General features: G+C 34.4%; 14 protein-coding genes and 3 pseudogenes. 9 read left to right on the top strand and 8 right to left on the bottom strand.

Annotated features, from left to right (window positions below; all coding sequences use genetic code 11):
* On the bottom strand, window positions 1-264 hold a 264-nt coding region (locus ACE3RB_RS00940; protein ID WP_374462461.1), incomplete at its 3' end, for a heme-binding protein.
* A gap of 43 nt (window positions 265-307) precedes the next feature.
* On the bottom strand, window positions 308-1,102 hold the full coding sequence (locus ACE3RB_RS00935) for an SDR family oxidoreductase (RefSeq protein ID WP_374462459.1): 795 nt from the start codon (window positions 1,100-1,102) through the stop codon (window positions 308-310).
* A 379-nt stretch (window positions 1,103-1,481) separates the two neighbouring features.
* Between ACE3RB_RS00935 and ACE3RB_RS00930 the strand changes: the two are divergent.
* A pseudogene (locus ACE3RB_RS00930) lies at window positions 1,482-1,742 on the top strand (integrase core domain-containing protein); the annotation flags it as partial.
* Between the two features lie 268 nt (window positions 1,743-2,010).
* Here the strand turns inward: ACE3RB_RS00930 and ACE3RB_RS00925 are convergent.
* Window positions 2,011-3,097: pseudogene (locus tag ACE3RB_RS00925) on the bottom strand (IS481 family transposase); the annotation flags it as partial.
* 703 nt (window positions 3,098-3,800) lie between these two features.
* Between ACE3RB_RS00925 and ACE3RB_RS00920 the strand changes: the two are divergent.
* The gene (locus ACE3RB_RS00920; protein ID WP_374462458.1) at window positions 3,801-4,574 is read left to right on the top strand and encodes a sterol desaturase family protein; all 774 of its coding nucleotides are present in this window, start codon (window positions 3,801-3,803) and stop codon (window positions 4,572-4,574) included.
* Between the two features lie 125 nt (window positions 4,575-4,699).
* Here the strand turns inward: ACE3RB_RS00920 and ACE3RB_RS00915 are convergent.
* Window positions 4,700-5,375, bottom strand: a pseudogene (locus ACE3RB_RS00915) (Tn3 family transposase); the annotation flags it as partial.
* A gap of 572 nt (window positions 5,376-5,947) precedes the next feature.
* Here ACE3RB_RS00915 and ACE3RB_RS00910 point away from each other — a divergent pair.
* Both ACE3RB_RS00910 and ACE3RB_RS00905 read left to right on the top strand, forming a co-directional pair.
* Window positions 5,948-6,268: an STAS domain-containing protein gene (locus tag ACE3RB_RS00910; RefSeq protein ID WP_374462457.1), complete on the top strand. Its 321-nt coding sequence runs from the start codon at window positions 5,948-5,950 to the stop codon at window positions 6,266-6,268.
* Window positions 6,261-6,830, top strand: a complete 570-nt coding sequence (locus ACE3RB_RS00905) for a 4'-phosphopantetheinyl transferase superfamily protein (protein ID WP_374462456.1) — start codon at window positions 6,261-6,263, stop codon at window positions 6,828-6,830. Before ACE3RB_RS00910 ends, ACE3RB_RS00905 begins: the two co-directional genes overlap by 8 nt.
* Before the next feature lie 91 nt (window positions 6,831-6,921).
* Here the strand turns inward: ACE3RB_RS00905 and ACE3RB_RS00900 are convergent, their stop codons facing one another.
* Window positions 6,922-7,674, bottom strand: coding sequence for an SDR family oxidoreductase (locus ACE3RB_RS00900; protein ID WP_374462460.1), 753 nt, complete (start codon window positions 7,672-7,674; stop codon window positions 6,922-6,924).
* A gap of 206 nt (window positions 7,675-7,880) precedes the next feature.
* On the opposite strand from ACE3RB_RS00900, the gene ACE3RB_RS00895 reads away from it, so the two are divergent.
* Window positions 7,881-8,690 (top strand): hypothetical protein, encoded by an 810-nt coding sequence (locus ACE3RB_RS00895; RefSeq protein WP_374462455.1) that lies wholly within the window; start codon window positions 7,881-7,883, stop codon window positions 8,688-8,690.
* Between the two features lie 103 nt (window positions 8,691-8,793).
* Here ACE3RB_RS00895 and ACE3RB_RS00890 read toward each other — a convergent pair whose 3' ends face one another.
* Window positions 8,794-9,465: a hypothetical protein gene (locus ACE3RB_RS00890; protein WP_374462454.1), complete on the bottom strand. Its 672-nt coding sequence runs from the start codon at window positions 9,463-9,465 to the stop codon at window positions 8,794-8,796.
* A 554-nt stretch (window positions 9,466-10,019) separates the two neighbouring features.
* Between ACE3RB_RS00890 and ACE3RB_RS00885 the strand changes: the two genes are divergently transcribed.
* The gene (locus tag ACE3RB_RS00885; RefSeq protein WP_374462453.1) at window positions 10,020-12,416 is read left to right on the top strand and encodes a TonB-dependent receptor plug domain-containing protein; all 2,397 of its coding nucleotides are present in this window, start codon (window positions 10,020-10,022) and stop codon (window positions 12,414-12,416) included.
* Window positions 12,417-12,670: 254 nt separating this feature from the next.
* Here the strand turns inward: ACE3RB_RS00885 and ACE3RB_RS00880 are convergent, their stop codons facing one another.
* Window positions 12,671-13,381 (bottom strand): hypothetical protein, encoded by a 711-nt coding sequence (locus ACE3RB_RS00880; protein ID WP_374462452.1) that lies wholly within the window; start codon window positions 13,379-13,381, stop codon window positions 12,671-12,673.
* Window positions 13,382-13,792: 411 nt separating this feature from the next.
* Between ACE3RB_RS00880 and ACE3RB_RS00875 the strand changes: the two genes are divergently transcribed.
* The gene (locus tag ACE3RB_RS00875) at window positions 13,793-14,236 is read left to right on the top strand and encodes a hypothetical protein (RefSeq protein ID WP_374462451.1); all 444 of its coding nucleotides are present in this window, start codon (window positions 13,793-13,795) and stop codon (window positions 14,234-14,236) included.
* Window positions 14,237-14,394: 158 nt separating this feature from the next.
* Here the strand turns inward: ACE3RB_RS00875 and ACE3RB_RS00870 are convergent, their stop codons facing one another.
* On the bottom strand, window positions 14,395-16,065 hold the full coding sequence (locus ACE3RB_RS00870; protein WP_374462450.1) for a lamin tail domain-containing protein: 1,671 nt from the start codon (window positions 16,063-16,065) through the stop codon (window positions 14,395-14,397).
* Window positions 16,066-16,385: 320 nt separating this feature from the next.
* Between ACE3RB_RS00870 and ACE3RB_RS00865 the strand changes: the two genes are divergently transcribed.
* Together ACE3RB_RS00865 and ACE3RB_RS00860 are read left to right on the top strand one after the other, a co-directional pair.
* Window positions 16,386-16,874: a GNAT family N-acetyltransferase gene (locus tag ACE3RB_RS00865; RefSeq protein WP_374462449.1), complete on the top strand. Its 489-nt coding sequence runs from the start codon at window positions 16,386-16,388 to the stop codon at window positions 16,872-16,874.
* Window positions 16,875-17,041: 167 nt separating this feature from the next.
* Window positions 17,042-17,701, top strand: coding sequence for a serine hydrolase (locus ACE3RB_RS00860; RefSeq protein WP_374462448.1), 660 nt, complete (start codon window positions 17,042-17,044; stop codon window positions 17,699-17,701).
* The last annotated feature ends 160 nt before the right edge of the window (window positions 17,702-17,861 follow it).

Raw genomic sequence — 17,861 nt, 5'->3', positions numbered from 1 at the left:
ATTATTATTATTATTATTATTATTATTATTATTATTATTATTATTATTATTATTAATCTTCACACCGTATAATTGCTCATTTCTATAGAACTTATTCAGGTCTTTTGTTGACATTTGTTTATCCGTTGCGGTCTTGGATTTGTTAATAGCTGTATCTATGGCTGCATTAAAGCAACCATTCATTTTAAAGAAAAACAATAGATATCCTTCTTCGTCAACAATAGCAACTGAAATAGAGGCTGAGAGCTCTCTTGCTTTATTTATAGCCCTTATAGCGAATTCATTTTGAAAGACATTATTTCAATATTTAAACTTGCTCCTCCCATGTTTCGGCTTGTTCTTTTTTTACTTCATCAGCAACTTTTTCAGGTAAAAAAATTCGATATGGATGCTGATATAAAGGAATAATTCTTATCATTTCATCAATGATTTCTTGAGGATCTGCTTGACCATTTGCTAAGATCTCATCATAATAATGATAATCTTGGTGATCTACATATGATTTCTCTTTATTATACCATTTTTTGGCTGTATCCATTATGCGTTCATTGAATCCTGTAGCATAAGGCCCTGGATTAATTACAGCTATTTTGATTCCATATCTGTTCATTTCTTTTTTCAGAGACGAAGCCATGGCTTCTATGGCATGCTTGCTTCCTGCATATGATGATAGATTTGGCAGCCCCTGAAGCCCTGCATTAGAAGAAATAAATAAAACCTTTCCTGGGTTTTTATTAGCGAGCATCATTTGCAATACTTTTTGCGTTATTTTAAAGGTTCCAAAAACATTGACTTCAAAGGTTGTTTTAAAATTGTCAAAAGGTTGATCAACCAGAGGACCTGTTTCTCCAATACCTGCATTATTAACTAAAATATCTACACTATATTCATCTAGTTTTTTTAAGTCATCATCATTAGTAATATCTAGCTTAATGATTTCTATATTTAGGTTTCGTCCTTTTATTTTATCTTCAAAATTGGTTTTTTCATTATTATCTAGAACCCCTGCGATTACTTTATGATCTTTAGCTAAACCTAATGCTACTCCATGTCCGAAACCATCAAAAGTTCCTGTTCCTGTTATTAATATTGTTTTTTTCATAAGATTCAATTATTATATTATTATGTGTTATTTATTTGTAAATTAATATTTTACTAAATCTTTAACAGCTAAATTATTGTTCTTTAGGGAATGTGCTTCTAAAGATTATTAAGACAAAACTATAAATAGTGTTTCTTTTAAAGTAGACAGAATTCAAACTAATAATTGCAAAAATCAAACGAAAAGATTACGATATGAAGAAATTTGACCTTTTCCCAAAAAACAGTATCAATTAAAAGTAGAGATTTTCAAAAATAATTAATTTTAAATAAAGAAAAATCTTATGAAAAAGAGCAGATTTACAGAGAGCCAAATTGTATTTGCATTAAAACAGTTAAAAAAACATTACCTTTGAAGGGAAGGCTTCTCCCGAGCATATCAGATAGATAATGGCCCTGAATTTATCAGCAAAGAATCGGATCGATGGGCTTATGAAAATAACGTAGAATGGAGTTCTCCAGATCTGAAAAACCTACTGATAATGCATTTATAAAGAGCTTTAACGGTTCATTGAGGGATGAGTGCCTAAGCGTAAATTGGTTTTTTGTCGCTTCAGTATGTACAGGAAAAATTAAATGCATGGAAGTTGGATTATAATGATTACAGACCGCATAGCTCATTAGGAAATCTAAATTCTTGAAAGAATCCAAGAATGAAGAGTACTATAAGTATTTAAGAAACGAACCTTAAACTAGTAGATGAAAAGAAAAGCATTAAAATGCTTCACATAGACCCCTAAGGAACAGTCAACGTTTGATATTATGGAAGAATTCGCCCATGAGATTGGCTTAAAAATTATAGAACTGTTCCAAAGCAGTTCAAGACTATTTTAAAAATTTCAAGTAGAATATCTAAAATGTAATAGCCACGACTTTATCTGACAGTTAGGGGTTAAAAATAATTGTCAGTTATCCAATATTATCCTTATTTCCAAAAGTAAGGATTTTTTGTTCCTCTGCAAAAGTTTCCAATAATTTCTCTTTTGCAATAGTTTTACTATCTAGAAACATCTGCATTGGTGTTTTTACCATAACAATGTTTTCCCGTATGCGTTCTTTCATTGTTGTAATACGACAACCAGCTGTTCAGGTCTAATTGCAGTTCTTCAATACTTCTGTAAATTTTCTTTCTAAAAGCTATGGCATAAAATTCTTCCTGAATTGTCCTGTGAAAACGTTCACAGATACCGTTGGTTTGAGGGCTTTTAGCTTTGGTCTTCGTGTGATCAATATCTTCAATGGCCAAATAGAGCTGATATTCATGCTGTTCTCTTATCCCACAATAGTCAGTTCCTCTATTATCGGTTAAAATTCTGAGTAAACGAAGTTCCTGTTGCTCAAAGAAAGGAATCACCTGATCATTAAGCATATCAGCAGCAATAAGAGCGTTTTTACGGTCATATAGCTTTGCAAATACTACTTTGGAATAGGTGTCAATAAAAGTTTGCTGATAGATATGTCCAACTCCTTTTATATTGCCTACATAATAAGTGTCTTGAGCACCTAAATATCCAGGATGATAAGTTTCAATTTCTCCATGAGCTTTTTTCTCCTCCTTAGCCCTTTCTAGTGCTGAAAGTTGAGATTTAGTAAGGACTTACACCATCTTGAGCAGATTTGGCTTCTAGGGCTTTTAATCTTAGTTTAAACGTATATAGATCGTGTCTTAACCAAATACTTCTAACTCCACCCGGAGATATAATAAAGCCTTTCCTTTTAAGCTCATTACTTACTCTAAGCTGCCCTAAAGCAGGGTTCTCAATGGCTATCTCAACAACAGCCTTTTCTATAGCTTCATCTACACGATTCTTTAACACTGGCTTTCTTCTTGAGATTTCCTGTAATGCTAATTCGCCTCCCTGTTCATACAATTCTTTGAATCTATAAAAACTATCTCGGGAATATCCCATTACTTTGCAGGCTTGGATACGTTTCCTAAATGTTGTGTTAATTCAAGTACACCTAACTTATTTTTTGATGATTTTTTGGTGTGTAGTCATAATACTTAATCTGTTTTAAAGTTATTCAATTTGATTATATCTGTCAGATTAAGTATTGACTAATTCATTAAAAACTTGTTCAGTGTGATCGCTTATTGCTTCTGAAAACTGTCTTTACATTGCCTCTTTGGCCATCGGGCCAATATTCCATAAAATATAAAAATTTTATTGTATTTCCTAATCATTGAAGATAAAAATATCCAAACCCAGGGATTGGGTAATTTAGCAGGTGCTATAATTTCGAATTATCATCCAATGCATAGCATATCTCTATAAGTGAAAATTATATAATATATAGTTCTAAAACTATAAAAGTTATTAGAAATTTATCTTCAGTTTTGCACTAGTTAAAATAGTATAAGTTTTCATACTCTAATTATCATTTAGATTCAAGTATAAGAAATTATACTTGGTTAAAGCTGGAACACTCTAGCTTTACGATAGTTAACATTAAAATTTACAGAAATGAATAAACTTTTTCAACAGAATTCTTTTACTTTACAATTGGATCTATTTTAAAGTAGTAATTTGTTCATCATTTGTTTCTAGAAAAGGCCTTGGCTAAAGCTGTCTTTTATAATGTCGTAACTTTAAAAAAATCCATCCTTTATACAAAATATTGAGCAAAGATACAAACTGAGATATATCCAACTCATTAAAGATAATGTATCGAGTATCGGATTGGGAATAGGGGCGGTAATGTTAGACTTTGGGATGAAAGCTATTTCATTATCCTACTTTTTTTGGATTTACAATCATTTTAGACTTACCGATATTTTCGGGATCAAAGATTTCAATGATTTTTTCACTTTAAAATGGCATATAGATCACTGGTGGCTTTGGTTATTGGTTATGATTGTTCAGGATTTTGGATTTTATTGGCATCATCGATTGAGCCATAAAATCAGATTATTTTGGACAGGTCATGTCAATCATCATTCGGCTACTCATTTGAGTCTTACTATTGCATTGCGTCAAGGATGGTTTGAAATCATATATCGAGACATTTGGTATATCCCTTTTATTATTATTGGTTTCCATCCTATTATGATTGCTATGATGCATCAATTTAATTTGATTTTTCAATTTTGGCCGCATACCAATGCTATTGGAAAATTAGGATGGTTCGATAAAGTATTTAATTCACCATCCAACCATCGAGTGCATCATTCTCGAAGAGTTGAAAATTTAGATAACAACTATGGGGGTATTTTGATGATTTGGGATCATCTTTTCGGCACGTATAAAGCGGAAGAAAAGAAAACGACGGACTACGGAATCTATCATAATATTCATACTTATAATGTTTTTCATATCGTCTTTGACGAGTTTGGAAATATGATAAAGGATATCCGAAATGCACCTACATGGAAAGCGAAATTGGGGTATATATTCAATGCTCCGGGCTGGCATCATAACGGTAAAGATGAACGGATTACTACTTTGAAGCGAGAATTAGAAGAAAATAAATGAATTGATAATTGTATATCCGTATATAAAGATAATATTGAGGTTAGCTGAAGAAACGGAAACATTTAGGATAAGGATAAAATCTATTAATTTTTAAATTCTAATAGAAAATTTGAAAATGTAACCCCATTTAGATGGATACAACCTAAAGGAGAGAGGTATTGCAAAAGATTTTCATCGATTATTTCTTCATTACTCTTCAAGTAATTTACAGCTCTTTCAAGATAGACTGTATTCCAAAGTATAATGGCAGCTGTCAGCAAATTAAGCCCACTTACCTGATGCTTTGGCTTTCTATACTTTTTTCTTATTTCACCCGATTGAAAAATACCTCTCTGGCTAAAGCGCTCCTTGCTTCTCCTTTATTGAGCCCTATAGTAACTCGTCTTCTAAGAGCAGGACCTACATACCAACCTAACATGAATAAAGATCTTTCTATTTTTCCAAATTCACTAAGAGCAGTTACAAATCCGTTCTGCCTGGGATAACTTCCTATGTTCCGGATAATAAGAGGAGCTTTGACAGTTCCTTTTTTAATTGAAACAGCTAATCTTAAGATATCGTCCAGTTCTTAGTAATCTTCTTAATATTGATTGTTTCATATATATGCTCCAACAATACAGAAAAATCATGGTCCCCTGGAGGTAAATATATTTTCTTATCCGAAAGATCTTTAATCCTTGGAGTAAATCAGAAGCCAAGAAGCTACATCAACGCAAGTATATGATCGGTAAACCCTGTGGTGTCCGTATAATGTTCTTCAATCTGTAGTTCGGATTCATGATACAGTAAACCATCAATTATATAAGTTGAGTCTCCCTACCATACTTATATCTTCAGAATAAAAAGGAATGTATTGATATGAGTATAGAATTGAGCTTCCGGCTCTGAGCTGTACTTAGGATTGACATGTCCTTATTTTTAGCATGACTTCCTGTAGCAAAATGCCGACCATCTGAAGAAGATGTTTTCCTTTCTCCCCAATAGACAGAAAATGGATGCTAATGATGATAATTTATAATACTAGCTAATGATAAGGAATAGGTTTCTTTACGGACATACCATGACTGTATTAAGGAAAGTTTAGCATATGATGTATAGGGAGAAAATTCTGCTATTTCATAAGCCCTGGTTAATTCCATCGAATAATATAGTAGTGAGCAAAAGACTTTTATCTTCTGTTTTTATTCCACTTCTTAAGTGGTAAAACTACTCACTCGTAAATTATAAAAAATTATTGCAATTCAAGAAAACATACACCTACATAATCTGATTATAAACAAAATGATTTATTGTAAATCCTGATTAATATCATGGATATACTTCTTTTATTGATGATCAATTTTTCGCTAATTTTACGACTTTATAAAATAAACATGAAAAAAAATATCAGTAAAATAGGCCACAAAACTCTCGTTCAAATTAATGGATGTATGGATAAAGAATTTGCTCAATGCATTCAACCTCTATTCAATGAGGATAAACCTGTTGTTTGTATAGACTGTTCTGGATTACAATACATAAATAGCAATGGTTTGCGTGTTTTTATAACATTACTTAAATATATAAATAGTATGAATGGCCAACTTTTCCTTACTCAATTACGTCCTGAAGTAAAGGATATTTTTGACATGACAGGATTCTCAGCTTTGTTTGATCCATTAGATGATAATAAAAGCTATGCTCTATTTGGATGATAGTATTGGATATTGGAGTGATAATGAGATTGAGTTTCATTTAAGCGGTGTATCCCTAGAAAGACAAGAGAAAATACGCAGTTATACGACTACTCTTGATCGGGAGCTAAGTCTTAAAAGTTACTTACTCCTACAAAAAGGACTTAAAAATAAGTATGGTATTTCGGATCCTCCTATTTTTACATATAACCAATACAAAAAACCTTCATTAATTAATTATCCAAATATTCATTTTAATTTGAGCCATTGTGAAAATGCTGCTGCCTGTTATATTTCAGAACGTCCTGTAGGAGTAGATGTTGAAAAAATAGATTCCTTCGATTCTAACTTTGCCCAATATGTCCTTAATCCACAAGAATATCAACAGGTAGAAATAAGTGAAAATTCAGCCATAGAATTTACTTTATTATGGACTAAGAAAGAAAGTCTTATCAAATTAATAGGCAAGGGAATAGATGAACAAACTTTACCTAACATTTTACAAAATTATTCTCAGTATCATTTTCAATCAATTATTAATCAAGAAAAAGGCTATGTAGCCACATTCTGCATTCTAAAATAATTCAAAAAGATTAATTCCTTCACAAAACAATTTTTTTTATAATAAATTAGGTTACTATTACAATCAAACAGTAACCTAATTTATTATTATTTTATAAAAGATAAATGTCTGTTTTCTTTTCCCCTCCCTTCATTAATTTATAATCATCAAAAAAGCCTAATCCGTCCAACATTTCTATAAGGGTATAGATATAGTTGGTATTAGGTTGATTCCAATAAAAACCTAGACGATACAATATATTTGTTGTATAATTATTCACAGGTTCTACAATTGACAGACCTTCATTCAGCTTTCCAAAATGCATAAGTCCTTGTAAATATACTGCCTTATCGATGTTCCCCATCATTTCTAAAATACGGGCTGAAAAGATATTATTAGAAACTACATCAATTTTATAACCATAATCATTAAATGACTTCACAATAGCAGCCATATCTATTTTATAGTTATTATACGGATGGAATATAATCATATCTTGTGGAGTGCTCGCAAGTTTTGCTACAGCTTCTGCAGTTTTATCAATGGGTGAAATTTCAATAGAATTTGTCATTTCATCTAAAGGAAATACTCCTAAAATTTTATAACTTTTGAGAGAACTTACAAAAGCATTACTATTGAAATTGATCTGAAACTCACCATCACTTGCTCTGCCCATAAGATTTCCTACCCTCATTATCTTGGCTTTCAATCCTCTATCTACAATAGCTTGTAGAACAAGTTGTTCTGCTACAAATTTAGTGCGGATATATTCATTATCCGTAACTTGTCCAATATAAAAATCTTGCTCCGAAAGACTTCTTTGCCCATTTTCTTGAGCAGTTCCCCCAATACTATAAGTAGATATATGAATATGTAAGACCTGATATAATTATAGTATTAATTGGTAAAGATGTTTTTAAGAAAATTGGAGCATTTACATTAGGGAATGTCTTTCATAATCTACGAAGAAAAGTAAAAGCTGATATATTAGCTACAGATAAAAATATACCTATTCAAATAATATTAGAGGAAACAATTGATGGTACTAAAAAAAGTTTACAAGATTTATCAATGATTGCATGGAATTATTGTGTAGCTCAATATTATAAAACTGCAAATTGTACACCATGGACAATAAAGGATATAGATGCAGATACTTGCTATTTAGGTATAAGTTTTCACAGAATTAATGAAGATGGAAACAATCATTTGAGGTCAAGTATTGCTCAAGCATTTAATAAAGATGGTAAGGGATTAGTTTTTACTGGTAAACAATTTGAATGGAAAAGTGAAAAAACAAGAGTTAGTACCCCACACCTTAAATATGGTTATGCAAAAGAACTAATCATAAGCGTTCTAAATCAATATAAACTCATAAATAAACATACCCCAAAGAGAGTTGTAATACATAAAACCTCAGATTTTTGGGATGCTTATATTAATTCAGACTATAATGAACTTGATGGCATTATTGATGGAATAAAAGAAGTACTTGGAGATAATGTTGAATATGATTTAGTTACTATTAAAAGCTCACAATTAAGACTTTTAAGAAATAGTGACTATCCAGTTTTACGGGGCACACTTTTAAAAGTTAGTAATGAAAAGGCTTATTTATACACTAATGGATTTATTCCATATTATGATACCTATCCAGGTGCTTATGTTCCTATGCCTTTATCAATAGAAAATATAGGAGAGACACCGATAGTAGATATTTGTAAGGAAATTTTGGCATTGACTAAAATGAATTTCAATAATTGCAGTTATTGCGACGGACTACCTATTACTATTCAATTTTCGAAGAAAGTTGGTGAAATCATTCAGTATTTTCCTAAGGATATTGAAAACCCTCCAAACAAGTATTTTTTCTATATGTAAATAGGTGTTCCTTTACTCCCTTCTCTTCCAAAACCTTCTGTTTGGAACAATTTCATGATCATATTTACTAGCTTAAAGCAGGTAAACTTGACAATAAAACCAACTATCTCTTCCTAATTACATCCCTCGTAAGAAAAATATAATTAAACATACAAAACGTCGCCACCGCCCCAAACGTATGCCATAAAAAGTGCGTTCCGAAGCTGAACCATTCCCATTTATCAGCGATACGGAACGTCAGTGCAAAAACAAATGACAATACAGCAAAGCCTACCCATTTGCCGGCTTTCCATTGGGTATACATCAGATACCTTAATACCGAGAAAACTACAAACGAGGCCATGATGGCATAATTGACGTTGATAAAAAGAGAAGGGCTATCTGCCAGAATCCAGTTCCTTAAAGCGAACATCAGTACTGCATATCCAAGAACCATTACCGCAGCATAGTACCATCTGGTACTCTGAGCTATAAAATAAAATCCGGCAGAAAGGCAGAGTAGCATAATGGGCAGCCAATCCATCATAATGAAAACCGGCCATTGCCTGAATGAATGGTAAACAGTACCTCCTATGGCTCCAATATATAATAAAACCAGGCAGTAGGTTAAAAAAGGATATTCTTTAAAATGTCCCTTCAATTTAACAGTCCAGAAAATGGCTATGGTTAAAAATAATACAGCAGTAATTGCATTTAACGGCTCAGGGAAAAACTGAGTCATATCTGTTTCTTTATATAACAGGCCTCCGTCCGGAGGTATTAGGTTTATCGGCATTGTTTTCTTTTAAATTATATGGACAGGAATACCAGAGTACAAAATACAAAAACAAGTCATTTCCTGACATGAGTATACTCATATACTTCTTTCTAAATATAGAAAAAATTATGGTCAAAGTAACAGGCAATGTTAGCGTTAAAGTTTGTTAATGTCATCCATCGTAAAATAATTATGTAGAGATTTGTCAGGAACATAAAATATATTCATATGAAAAATCTAAAAAAGCTTAGCAAAGCAGAATTAAAAACAATTGCCGGAGGATCAGAGTGTGTAAGAATGTGTTTTGTAAATGATAAGTTAACATGCGTTCCGTATAGCTCATGTGGCGGCCCAGGGCTTGAACCGTAAGAATTAAAAACCTTTTTGAATAAAAACGATAAGGTTTACTTTAAAAAATAACGACTTTAAGAGACAGCTATTGAACAGCTGTCTCTTTTTATATGCCTGTAATCTTCCTCTTTATGATTCCCTGCGAAATAACCTGTAAATATCAGTTTCCGAAACGTTTAATTAACTACATTAGCACAGAATTAAAATGCGCCGAGATTTCTATGAAAAATATATTCTGTGTAGTGCTTCTTTCAATGGTACAGCCTGTACTGGCACAAACCAAACTGGAAAAAGCCATCACCAATCTTGAGAATAATTACGAACAGGAAAAAGTATATTTACTTACCGACAAACCCCAATATGCAGCGGGTGACAAAATATGGTTCAAAAGTTTTGTATTCGACGGATATAACCGTTCGCCATTATCCACTACCCTCTTTGTTGAGCTTTATAATTCTGATAAAAAATTAATTGACTGGAAAACCGTGCTCCTTACCAATGGTGAAGGCAGCGGAGATTTTCAGCTGAAAGAAGACCTTCCGGAGCAGGTTTATTTTGTAAGGGCATATACGCCTTATATGACCAACTTTAATGAAGATTTTCAGATCGTTAAAACCATTCCGGTTTATAACCCGAACTCTGCGGAATCATTGGTGGTTGCCAAAAGTTCGGACTGGTCAGCCAAAGCCTTCCCGGAAGGAGGAACTTTCATTAGCGGTACGCCGGTAAAATTTGCAGTAAGATTATCAGGTAATTCTTCCCTGCCGGAAAACTGGACCGGAAAAGTAATCGACAGCCAGAACCCAAATACTCCGGTTACCACTTTTACATCTTTTGATAAAAATGTAGCCTCTTTTACAATAACTCCGGCTGCAGGAAAGAAATACCAGGCTATCATCCGGGACAATGCGGGAAAAAGCCAGACAATAGACCTGCCACCGGTAGCGGACAGCGGCTTGAATATACAGGTTTCAAGCTCCAAAGAAGGGATTAAATATACCTTGAAAGGTGTTAACCTGAAACAACAGCTTCAGGGGTATAAAATTATAGGGCTTATCAATAATCATCTTGCTTACAGAGCCAATATCAACCATCTGACCAATGATGTATCAAGCCTTATCCCCACCAAAATCAGTAACGGGGCCAACGGTATTTTACAATTGGTGATTTTTGATGAACAGGACAATATTGCGGCACAGAGACTTTGTTTTATAAAACCTGGTAATTTAAAAATTGAGAAGGCTGAAATCGTAGGTCAAAGCCTGAAAACAATACCAAGAGCTTTCAACAGCATTGATCTTTCTCCGGAATCTTATTTTAAAAATTATACGGTTGTAGTAAGTGAAGATAACGGGACCCCAACTCCGGAAGAAGAAAATATCTTAAGCGGACTTTGGCTGACAGGAGATTTTACAACAAGAATAGACAGCCCGGCACAGTATTTCTCTAAAAATGCCAACACTGAAGCGCTGGATGCCCTGCTTATTTCTGAAAACTGGAAAAGATTCGACTGGAATTCCGTACTGAGCGGAGCTGCCCCCACCATTAAAACCCAGTCTCAGCAATATCTTTCTTACCGGTTGAAACCTGTTAAAAATAATGCCCTGATGATCAATACGACGGTTAACTTATTATCAAAGTCAGGTCAGGGCCAGCCTGCATTCAGCCAGTTTAAAACAGATCAGAACGGGTATATTTATTTAAATAACCTCAACATTAGTGAACCTCTGGAAATTTCAGCATTCGTCAATGCAGAAAATAAAGAATCAGGCAATGATGATCTGTTTGTGACCGCAGAACCGTTAGTTACCCCTACAACATTCAAAGGCAATTTCCCGCCTACAAAATATACATTGGTAAAAGCCGATAAAAATAAAACGCTTCCCTCAACAATTTCAAGAGCCATCAATACTCAAAAAAACATTAAAAAGAAAGAGAGTAATGACATACAGATTCAGGAAGTTGCTTTGGTAGGAAAAAAGAAAGACCCGAAAGCAGAGCTTGACAAACAGCTGTCCAGCGGCATGTTCACTTCTGCCAATTCAACCATATTTGACTTTGTGAATGAAGACCAGCACGCTTCAGGGTCAGTCAACATCCTCGACTGGCTGCAGGGAAGAGCCGCCGGCCTTACTTTTCAGAGAAATAATACAGGCGTCAATGTACCTTACATACGGGGCCAGCAGGCTAAGCTTTATTTAGATGAAATACCTACAGATGCTTCCATGATTGCCAATCTTCCCGTCGACAACATTGCGATGGTAAAAATTATTAAAGGAGCAGGGTTAGTAGGCGATGCCGTGGCCGTCTATACGATGAGAGGCAATATGAAACCTAAAAGCAACGAAAAAGAAGCGAAAAAGAACAACTCAGCCATCATCAAAGGATATGATAAACCTTCTGAATTCCCTATTGAAATGATTGATGATAACGCCCCGGAAAAAATTGAAAACGACACCCGCGAAACCCTGTACTGGAACCCAAACCTATTCGACAGCGATTACGTTCCACCAAGAATCAAGTTCTTCAATAACGACAGTGCAAAGCAATTTAAAGTACTCATCATAAGCTTTGATGAAGATGACAATATTCTTTATGACCAGCAGATTTTAAAATAATAAAAGAGAGACTGAGAAAGTCTCTCTTTTAGTTTTGAAGAAGGAAGCCGGAAGTCATAGCAGTCAGGCTGAAGACTATCCGTTTATAGCAGAAAACTTATAAACTTTCACGTTAAACTTCACCTGCATAATTATCCTTTTGACGAAGGAAGAATCTCACCTCAGAGTTACATTCAAAGACTTTCAACCTTCAATGATTTATTCGCTGCAACTCAAAGAAGCCTCAACTTCCAGCCCTTTAAATATTAGTCTTATTAGTTACCATATTGCACTCCTTTTCCATATCCATATCCATCTGATAATTCAATATGTGTAAATCCTTTTTCGTGTATCATCTCAAAATAGCCCAACGTTTCAAATTTCCTAAACCATACATCATTAAAAAGAACATATGTTAGTTTAATTTTTTTATTATCTTTTCCAAAAACTTTAACCTTAATATCTAAGCTTCTATCAAGTAACAAATTTCTAAAATCTTCTCCATATTTTAAACGTGCTTGAGATTCTTCCGCCAATTGTTTCTTATTAAAATCAGCACTCTGCTTTTTACCAATTGCATTTTCATTTTTCACTAATGAGTCTCTGGTTTTTATAACTTTATTTTCAAATTCAGATCCTTTAGCTTTTTTAGCAAGTCCGGTAAATCTTATAATTTCAGTATCAACAAAATATTTTTGTGACTTTAATATTGAATAAGCATTTTTAACTTCATCAGATAAATCTTTGATAGGGATATCATGCTGGTTTAAAATTTCAATTTCGCTTTTAGTCAATCCAAATCTCTTAATTTCGTTGTCTTCTGCTAATTTTTTAGAAGAAATTTTATCTAATTCATTCTTCTTTTCTTTTTCAATCAATATTTCTTCTTTTGATTTATAAAAAGTATTCACATAAAACATTGAAATAAAAACCATTACCAGTCCAACAACCAATACTATTTGTCTAGATTTTTCTGTGGATTTCATGTTTTCAGCTTCAGTATTATTGGGAAAGTTATTTCGTTTAGATTTTATTATTATGCCATTTACTAGAAATACAATAAATAAACATATTAGGGTTGTTGCAAAAGTTATCATGCTTATAAAATAGTTTTTAGTTAATATTTGTAGATTATTCTATTTTTTAAATGTTTCTAAAATTTTTTCAAATTTAAATAATAGTGATATCCAGGAATTATGGAAAACCGTAAAATCAGAATATAAGTAACTATACTGCAATTTCGCACAAATCCTTTCTTCTTGCTTTAGTAATTATAATTAAACTTTCTAACAACATATATTCAAAGTCAGGAACCTTTCCTCAACAATATTTTCCAAAAAAACACGATCTTTCAAAACAAACTCCCAAATATTCCGTTTAATTCTTAAATTTGGCTCATGCGAAAGAATCTTTATTTCATCATTATATTATGTTCCCTTACCAGCTGCTATACGTATCAGGTAAAAAAGCCTGCGGATCCGGCAGCTAACAATAAGCCAGCTAATAATACCGCTCCGCAAACGAAAAACAATCCTGTTTCCCAGAATCTGAATATTCAGCAATCGCCTGCTCCTGTTAATGTTCAGGAGAAACTGGCTGCCGGTAAAAATGTTAAAATTGAAGTGGATAACAAGAGCTACAAAGTTATTGTTGACCGATGGGAAGGAGACAGTCTCGTAGTACATTCGGTTCATAATGCTAAAAAGAATCTGAAATTCCATAAGAACCAGATCAACAGTGAGAAGATTGCGGAAAGACGTTTTTCACAGCCTATTGCTGATATTCTTACGGTGACTGCCTATGCTGCCATTGGGGTTGGAATCTATCTTCTTGTCAAATAGTATTTTAAACCTTCAGATTTTTTAAGTCTGCTACGTTGGAGATTCTTTTTGGGAACAGCAAAAAAGAGTAAACATACCGATATCAGAAGATCTTGATATAAGAAAACAGGCTGCCTCGCTGAGACAGTCTGTTTTCTTATGGCTTATTTGTTAATTGTTTAAGGCCAGATCACCCCTGATTGTCGGGGACTGGTCCATGGTTTTCCGGATGGGCTCGTTCCCGGGTGGGCTGCCAGGCACTCGCGTACCCATTCGCTGCCCACTGCGTGGGATTTTACTTTTTTTACTGAGCAATAAGTAGTTCCGGTATTGTCTTTATACAGCTGGTAATTAGGATAAGCACCTCTGGCCACTAATTCCTCATCATCAAGAAGTTCCACACCTTCACCTATCTGGGCAGGATAATCCACAATAGCGCCAAGTACCCAGGCTATGGAATCTTTATTATTACCGGCTACCAGGCTTGGAGGAGGTGTTAGTGTAATCTTGATTGTAGATTTTGAATGGTCTACAGAATAAGAAGAGGAATAAGTAGATTCCTTAACGCTTGCCAGAGGAATTCCTAAGAAAGAAAGCGTTGCAGAAGTAGACTGCTCAAAGGTTTTCTGAATACTTTTATAATCTTCACCGGTTACCGTGATCTCTACACTTGGATAATTGGAAATTGCCACTCCGTTCAGCAAACCGAAAGGTCCGTCAGGTCCGAATTTCGTAGCCGGATCCGGAGAGAATTTGTACCCCGAAATATGTTTTTCTTCCTGTTTGTCTCTGCTGTTGATCTGCGCTTTTCGGATAGGATCAAACCATGCCCAGTATAAATTGCTGGCAATATTAAAATCCTTCGGACCAAAGTTCACCAGGGTAACCCCGGTAAAAGACATCGATATTTTGATAGAATTTTTGCTGATGGCAATATTTTCACTGAAATAATTGGCATTACCGCCTATTCCCAGCGTAAAGAAATCAAAGATAGGAATAGAAAAACCCGTTTTCCCCTGTACGGAAACACGGAACCGGCTTTCAGATTCACGGCTGACCTCCATATCGATCTGGGCTGCCTGGGAAGTATTTTTAAGACCGTTTAAAATCTGGTTGAGTGGAGTTGTCACCTCAAAAGCAGGTAAAAAACTGTCGTCATTCAGCTGCAACCCTCCGTTTTCTTTTTTAGGATTCTGTACATTCTTTAAAACTCTGGACAGATAGCCGTTATTCATAGTTACATTGTTCTGTAAAGATATCGTAGCTCCCAAAGCATCCAGATAGCTGGCTAAAACAGGAAGAATAGGCTTTCCGCTTGCCGGTGTTTTGTTCAGTAAAGCATCAAGATTCTCACTTTTCTGGATCTGGTATAAAGTAGTAGCAGGATTGGCCCATTCCGTAGCAATTTTATCCATAATGATATCAATAGGCTGCATGGTGTCCGTAGCAGGAGGAAGTGAGCCGTAGGCACCCACCCAGGCAGTGAGTAAAGCCATCTGCTGATCAGTAGCTCTTGAATGGGCGTCATTCAGTACAGCTGTATCTTCTTCAGATAAGGAATAATTGACTTTTGAGAAAACATCAATGAAATAATTGGTAAATACCTGGTCCAGCTGTACCGGCTCGGTATCTGCTTTCAGGTTGCATGCTATCCAGTCATAGGTTTTCTTATTAAATTTCAGATTGGAGGGATCCTGCCAGTAATATGGGAAATTTCCTTTTCCGTTAATGGTGATGGCAGACAGGTCTGTACTTAAAACACTTGACAGGATTTCGTTAGCTCTGTCTTTCAGTTCTGTGATAATTTGTGATGCTTCTACAAAAGGAGCAACACTTTCAGGATTTTTCATGATTAATAATATTGGTATTGTTCCTACTCTTTTTGATGGCTTTTCGGATGCTGCCGTTGTTCAGGGTTTGAAGCTTCTTTTGAACATATCAAAGTAACGGCGAAAAAGGGACGAATTGTAGAGTATAAATCTCTAATTTTAACGCTAAGTATTTGTACTGTAATACGTAAGCATTTTCACGTATAAAATTACTGTCCTATTTTGTAAGTGAAAATCTGCGAAAATCTGTGGGCAACATAAATCTGTTTTTAAAGATCGGCTGTTATATAAAAAAGTATAAATAAGTTCTATATTTGGAAATCAACAAATCAATACTCAATATGAAAGACATTCAATATGAAATAAAGCTCAGACCAACGGTAGTGGATGATCTCAAGACTCTTTTTGAGTTTCAGCTTGATCCTGAAGCCAATCATCTTGCAGCATTCACTTCAAAAGATTCTGCAAATAAAGAAGCATATATCAAAAAATTCACCAGGCTGCTGGCAGACCCCACCGTCAACAACCAAACCATTATGGCCGGTACAGTAATCGCCGGAAGTGTTGCCAAGTTTATCATGGATGGAGATGCTGAAATCACCTATTGGATCGATAAGCCTTTCTGGAGAAAAGGTGTTGCCACAGCAGCATTGAAAGATTTCCTTGCCATTGAGACAACAAGACCTATTTTTGGACGTGTTGCTTTTGATAATCTGGGTTCGCAAAAAGTTCTGGAAAAATGTGGTTTTGTCAGAATCGGTACAGATAAAGGCTTTGCCAATGCCAGACAAACCGAGATTGAGGAGTTTATTTACAGGCTTGACCACTGATAAAGGGATAAAACATATGCTTTTTTTAGGTCACCTGACTCATCATCAGGTGATCTAAGAACTATTCTCGGTAAGGACAAAGCTTTCTGACCTGGTTGGAATATCAATACCTGTAATACAGCGGATGCCCAATTGTTATATCAATGATTAACCAACAAAAACTAATAATGAAAAATACGGTTGCATTACTCCTGTTACTTATTTCAAATTATATTTTTTCACAAACCATTAATCCTGAGAAATTAGATCATTACTTTAATTATATTGAAAAAAATAATCTGGGAGTGGGTAGTGTGTCTATTTTTAAAAACGGTAAAGAAATTTATTCTAAAAATTTCGGGCAAAAAAATATTCCCGGATTAACTTACGATAAGAATACCAGATATCAGGTAGGCTCTGTTACCAAAATGATTACTGCAGTTTTAATTTTCAGGTTAATTGAAGAAAATAAACTGTATTTAAATAGTAAACTTTCTGAGTTTTATCCTGAAATTGTTAATGCTGATAAAATAACAATTAAAAATTTATTGGAGCATACCAGCGGGCTGGGAAACTATCTGGTGAGAAATGGAGAAGTATGGGCAACCGAAAAAACAAGTGATAAAGAGATTATGGATCTTATCATCACGCAGGGGGAATGCTATATTACGAAAGAAAAAAGACAGTATGGCTATTTCTGTCTTCCTATCCTGTTCGGAGATCAGTTTATCGGAAGAGTCGACTGTAAAGCCCACAGAAAGGAAAAAAGGCTTGAGCTTATCATTTACATATTGAAAACAATACGATCGCCCCTGAACTCTGGCTTACTCCTTTTGCAGAAACCTTAAAACGTTTTGCTGCTTTCAATGGCTGTGAATTTTTGGTTCTGACAAAAGTAAGCCCTTCAAAACTGGGTACTGTTATCAAAAAAGAATTGTCCGGGTTAAAGCTAAAAAGTAATCTTTACTGATCTGCTGAAAAGACAAATCGCATCATTGGCTTCAATAA

Origin of the sequence: Chryseobacterium sp., from assembly GCF_041914225.1 — a bacterium.
Classification (GTDB): Bacteria; Bacteroidota; Bacteroidia; order Flavobacteriales; family Weeksellaceae; genus Chryseobacterium.
This window is presented reverse-complemented; position numbering and strand designations above follow the sequence as displayed.

Excerpts from the sequence above, each read along its gene's own strand:
- ACE3RB_RS00935 (WP_374462459.1), bottom strand. The coding sequence starts at position 1,102 with ATGAAAAAAACAATATTAATAACAGGAACAGGAACTTTTGATGGTTTC.
- ACE3RB_RS00920 (WP_374462458.1), top strand. The coding sequence starts at position 3,801 with ATGTTAGACTTTGGGATGAAAGCTATTTCATTATCCTACTTTTTTTGG.
- ACE3RB_RS00885 (WP_374462453.1), top strand. The coding sequence starts at position 10,020 with ATGAAAAATATATTCTGTGTAGTGCTTCTTTCAATGGTACAGCCTGTA.
- ACE3RB_RS00870 (WP_374462450.1), bottom strand. The coding sequence starts at position 16,065 with ATGAAAAATCCTGAAAGTGTTGCTCCTTTTGTAGAAGCATCACAAATT.
- ACE3RB_RS00875 (WP_374462451.1), top strand. The coding sequence starts at position 13,793 with ATGCGAAAGAATCTTTATTTCATCATTATATTATGTTCCCTTACCAGC.
- ACE3RB_RS00890 (WP_374462454.1), bottom strand. The coding sequence starts at position 9,465 with ATGCCGATAAACCTAATACCTCCGGACGGAGGCCTGTTATATAAAGAA.
- ACE3RB_RS00860 (WP_374462448.1), top strand. The coding sequence starts at position 17,042 with ATGAAAAATACGGTTGCATTACTCCTGTTACTTATTTCAAATTATATT.
- ACE3RB_RS00910 (WP_374462457.1), top strand. The coding sequence starts at position 5,948 with ATGAAAAAAAATATCAGTAAAATAGGCCACAAAACTCTCGTTCAAATT.
- ACE3RB_RS00865 (WP_374462449.1), top strand. The coding sequence starts at position 16,386 with ATGAAAGACATTCAATATGAAATAAAGCTCAGACCAACGGTAGTGGAT.
- ACE3RB_RS00895 (WP_374462455.1), top strand. The coding sequence starts at position 7,881 with ATGATTGCATGGAATTATTGTGTAGCTCAATATTATAAAACTGCAAAT.
- ACE3RB_RS00880 (WP_374462452.1), bottom strand. The coding sequence starts at position 13,381 with ATGAAATCCACAGAAAAATCTAGACAAATAGTATTGGTTGTTGGACTG.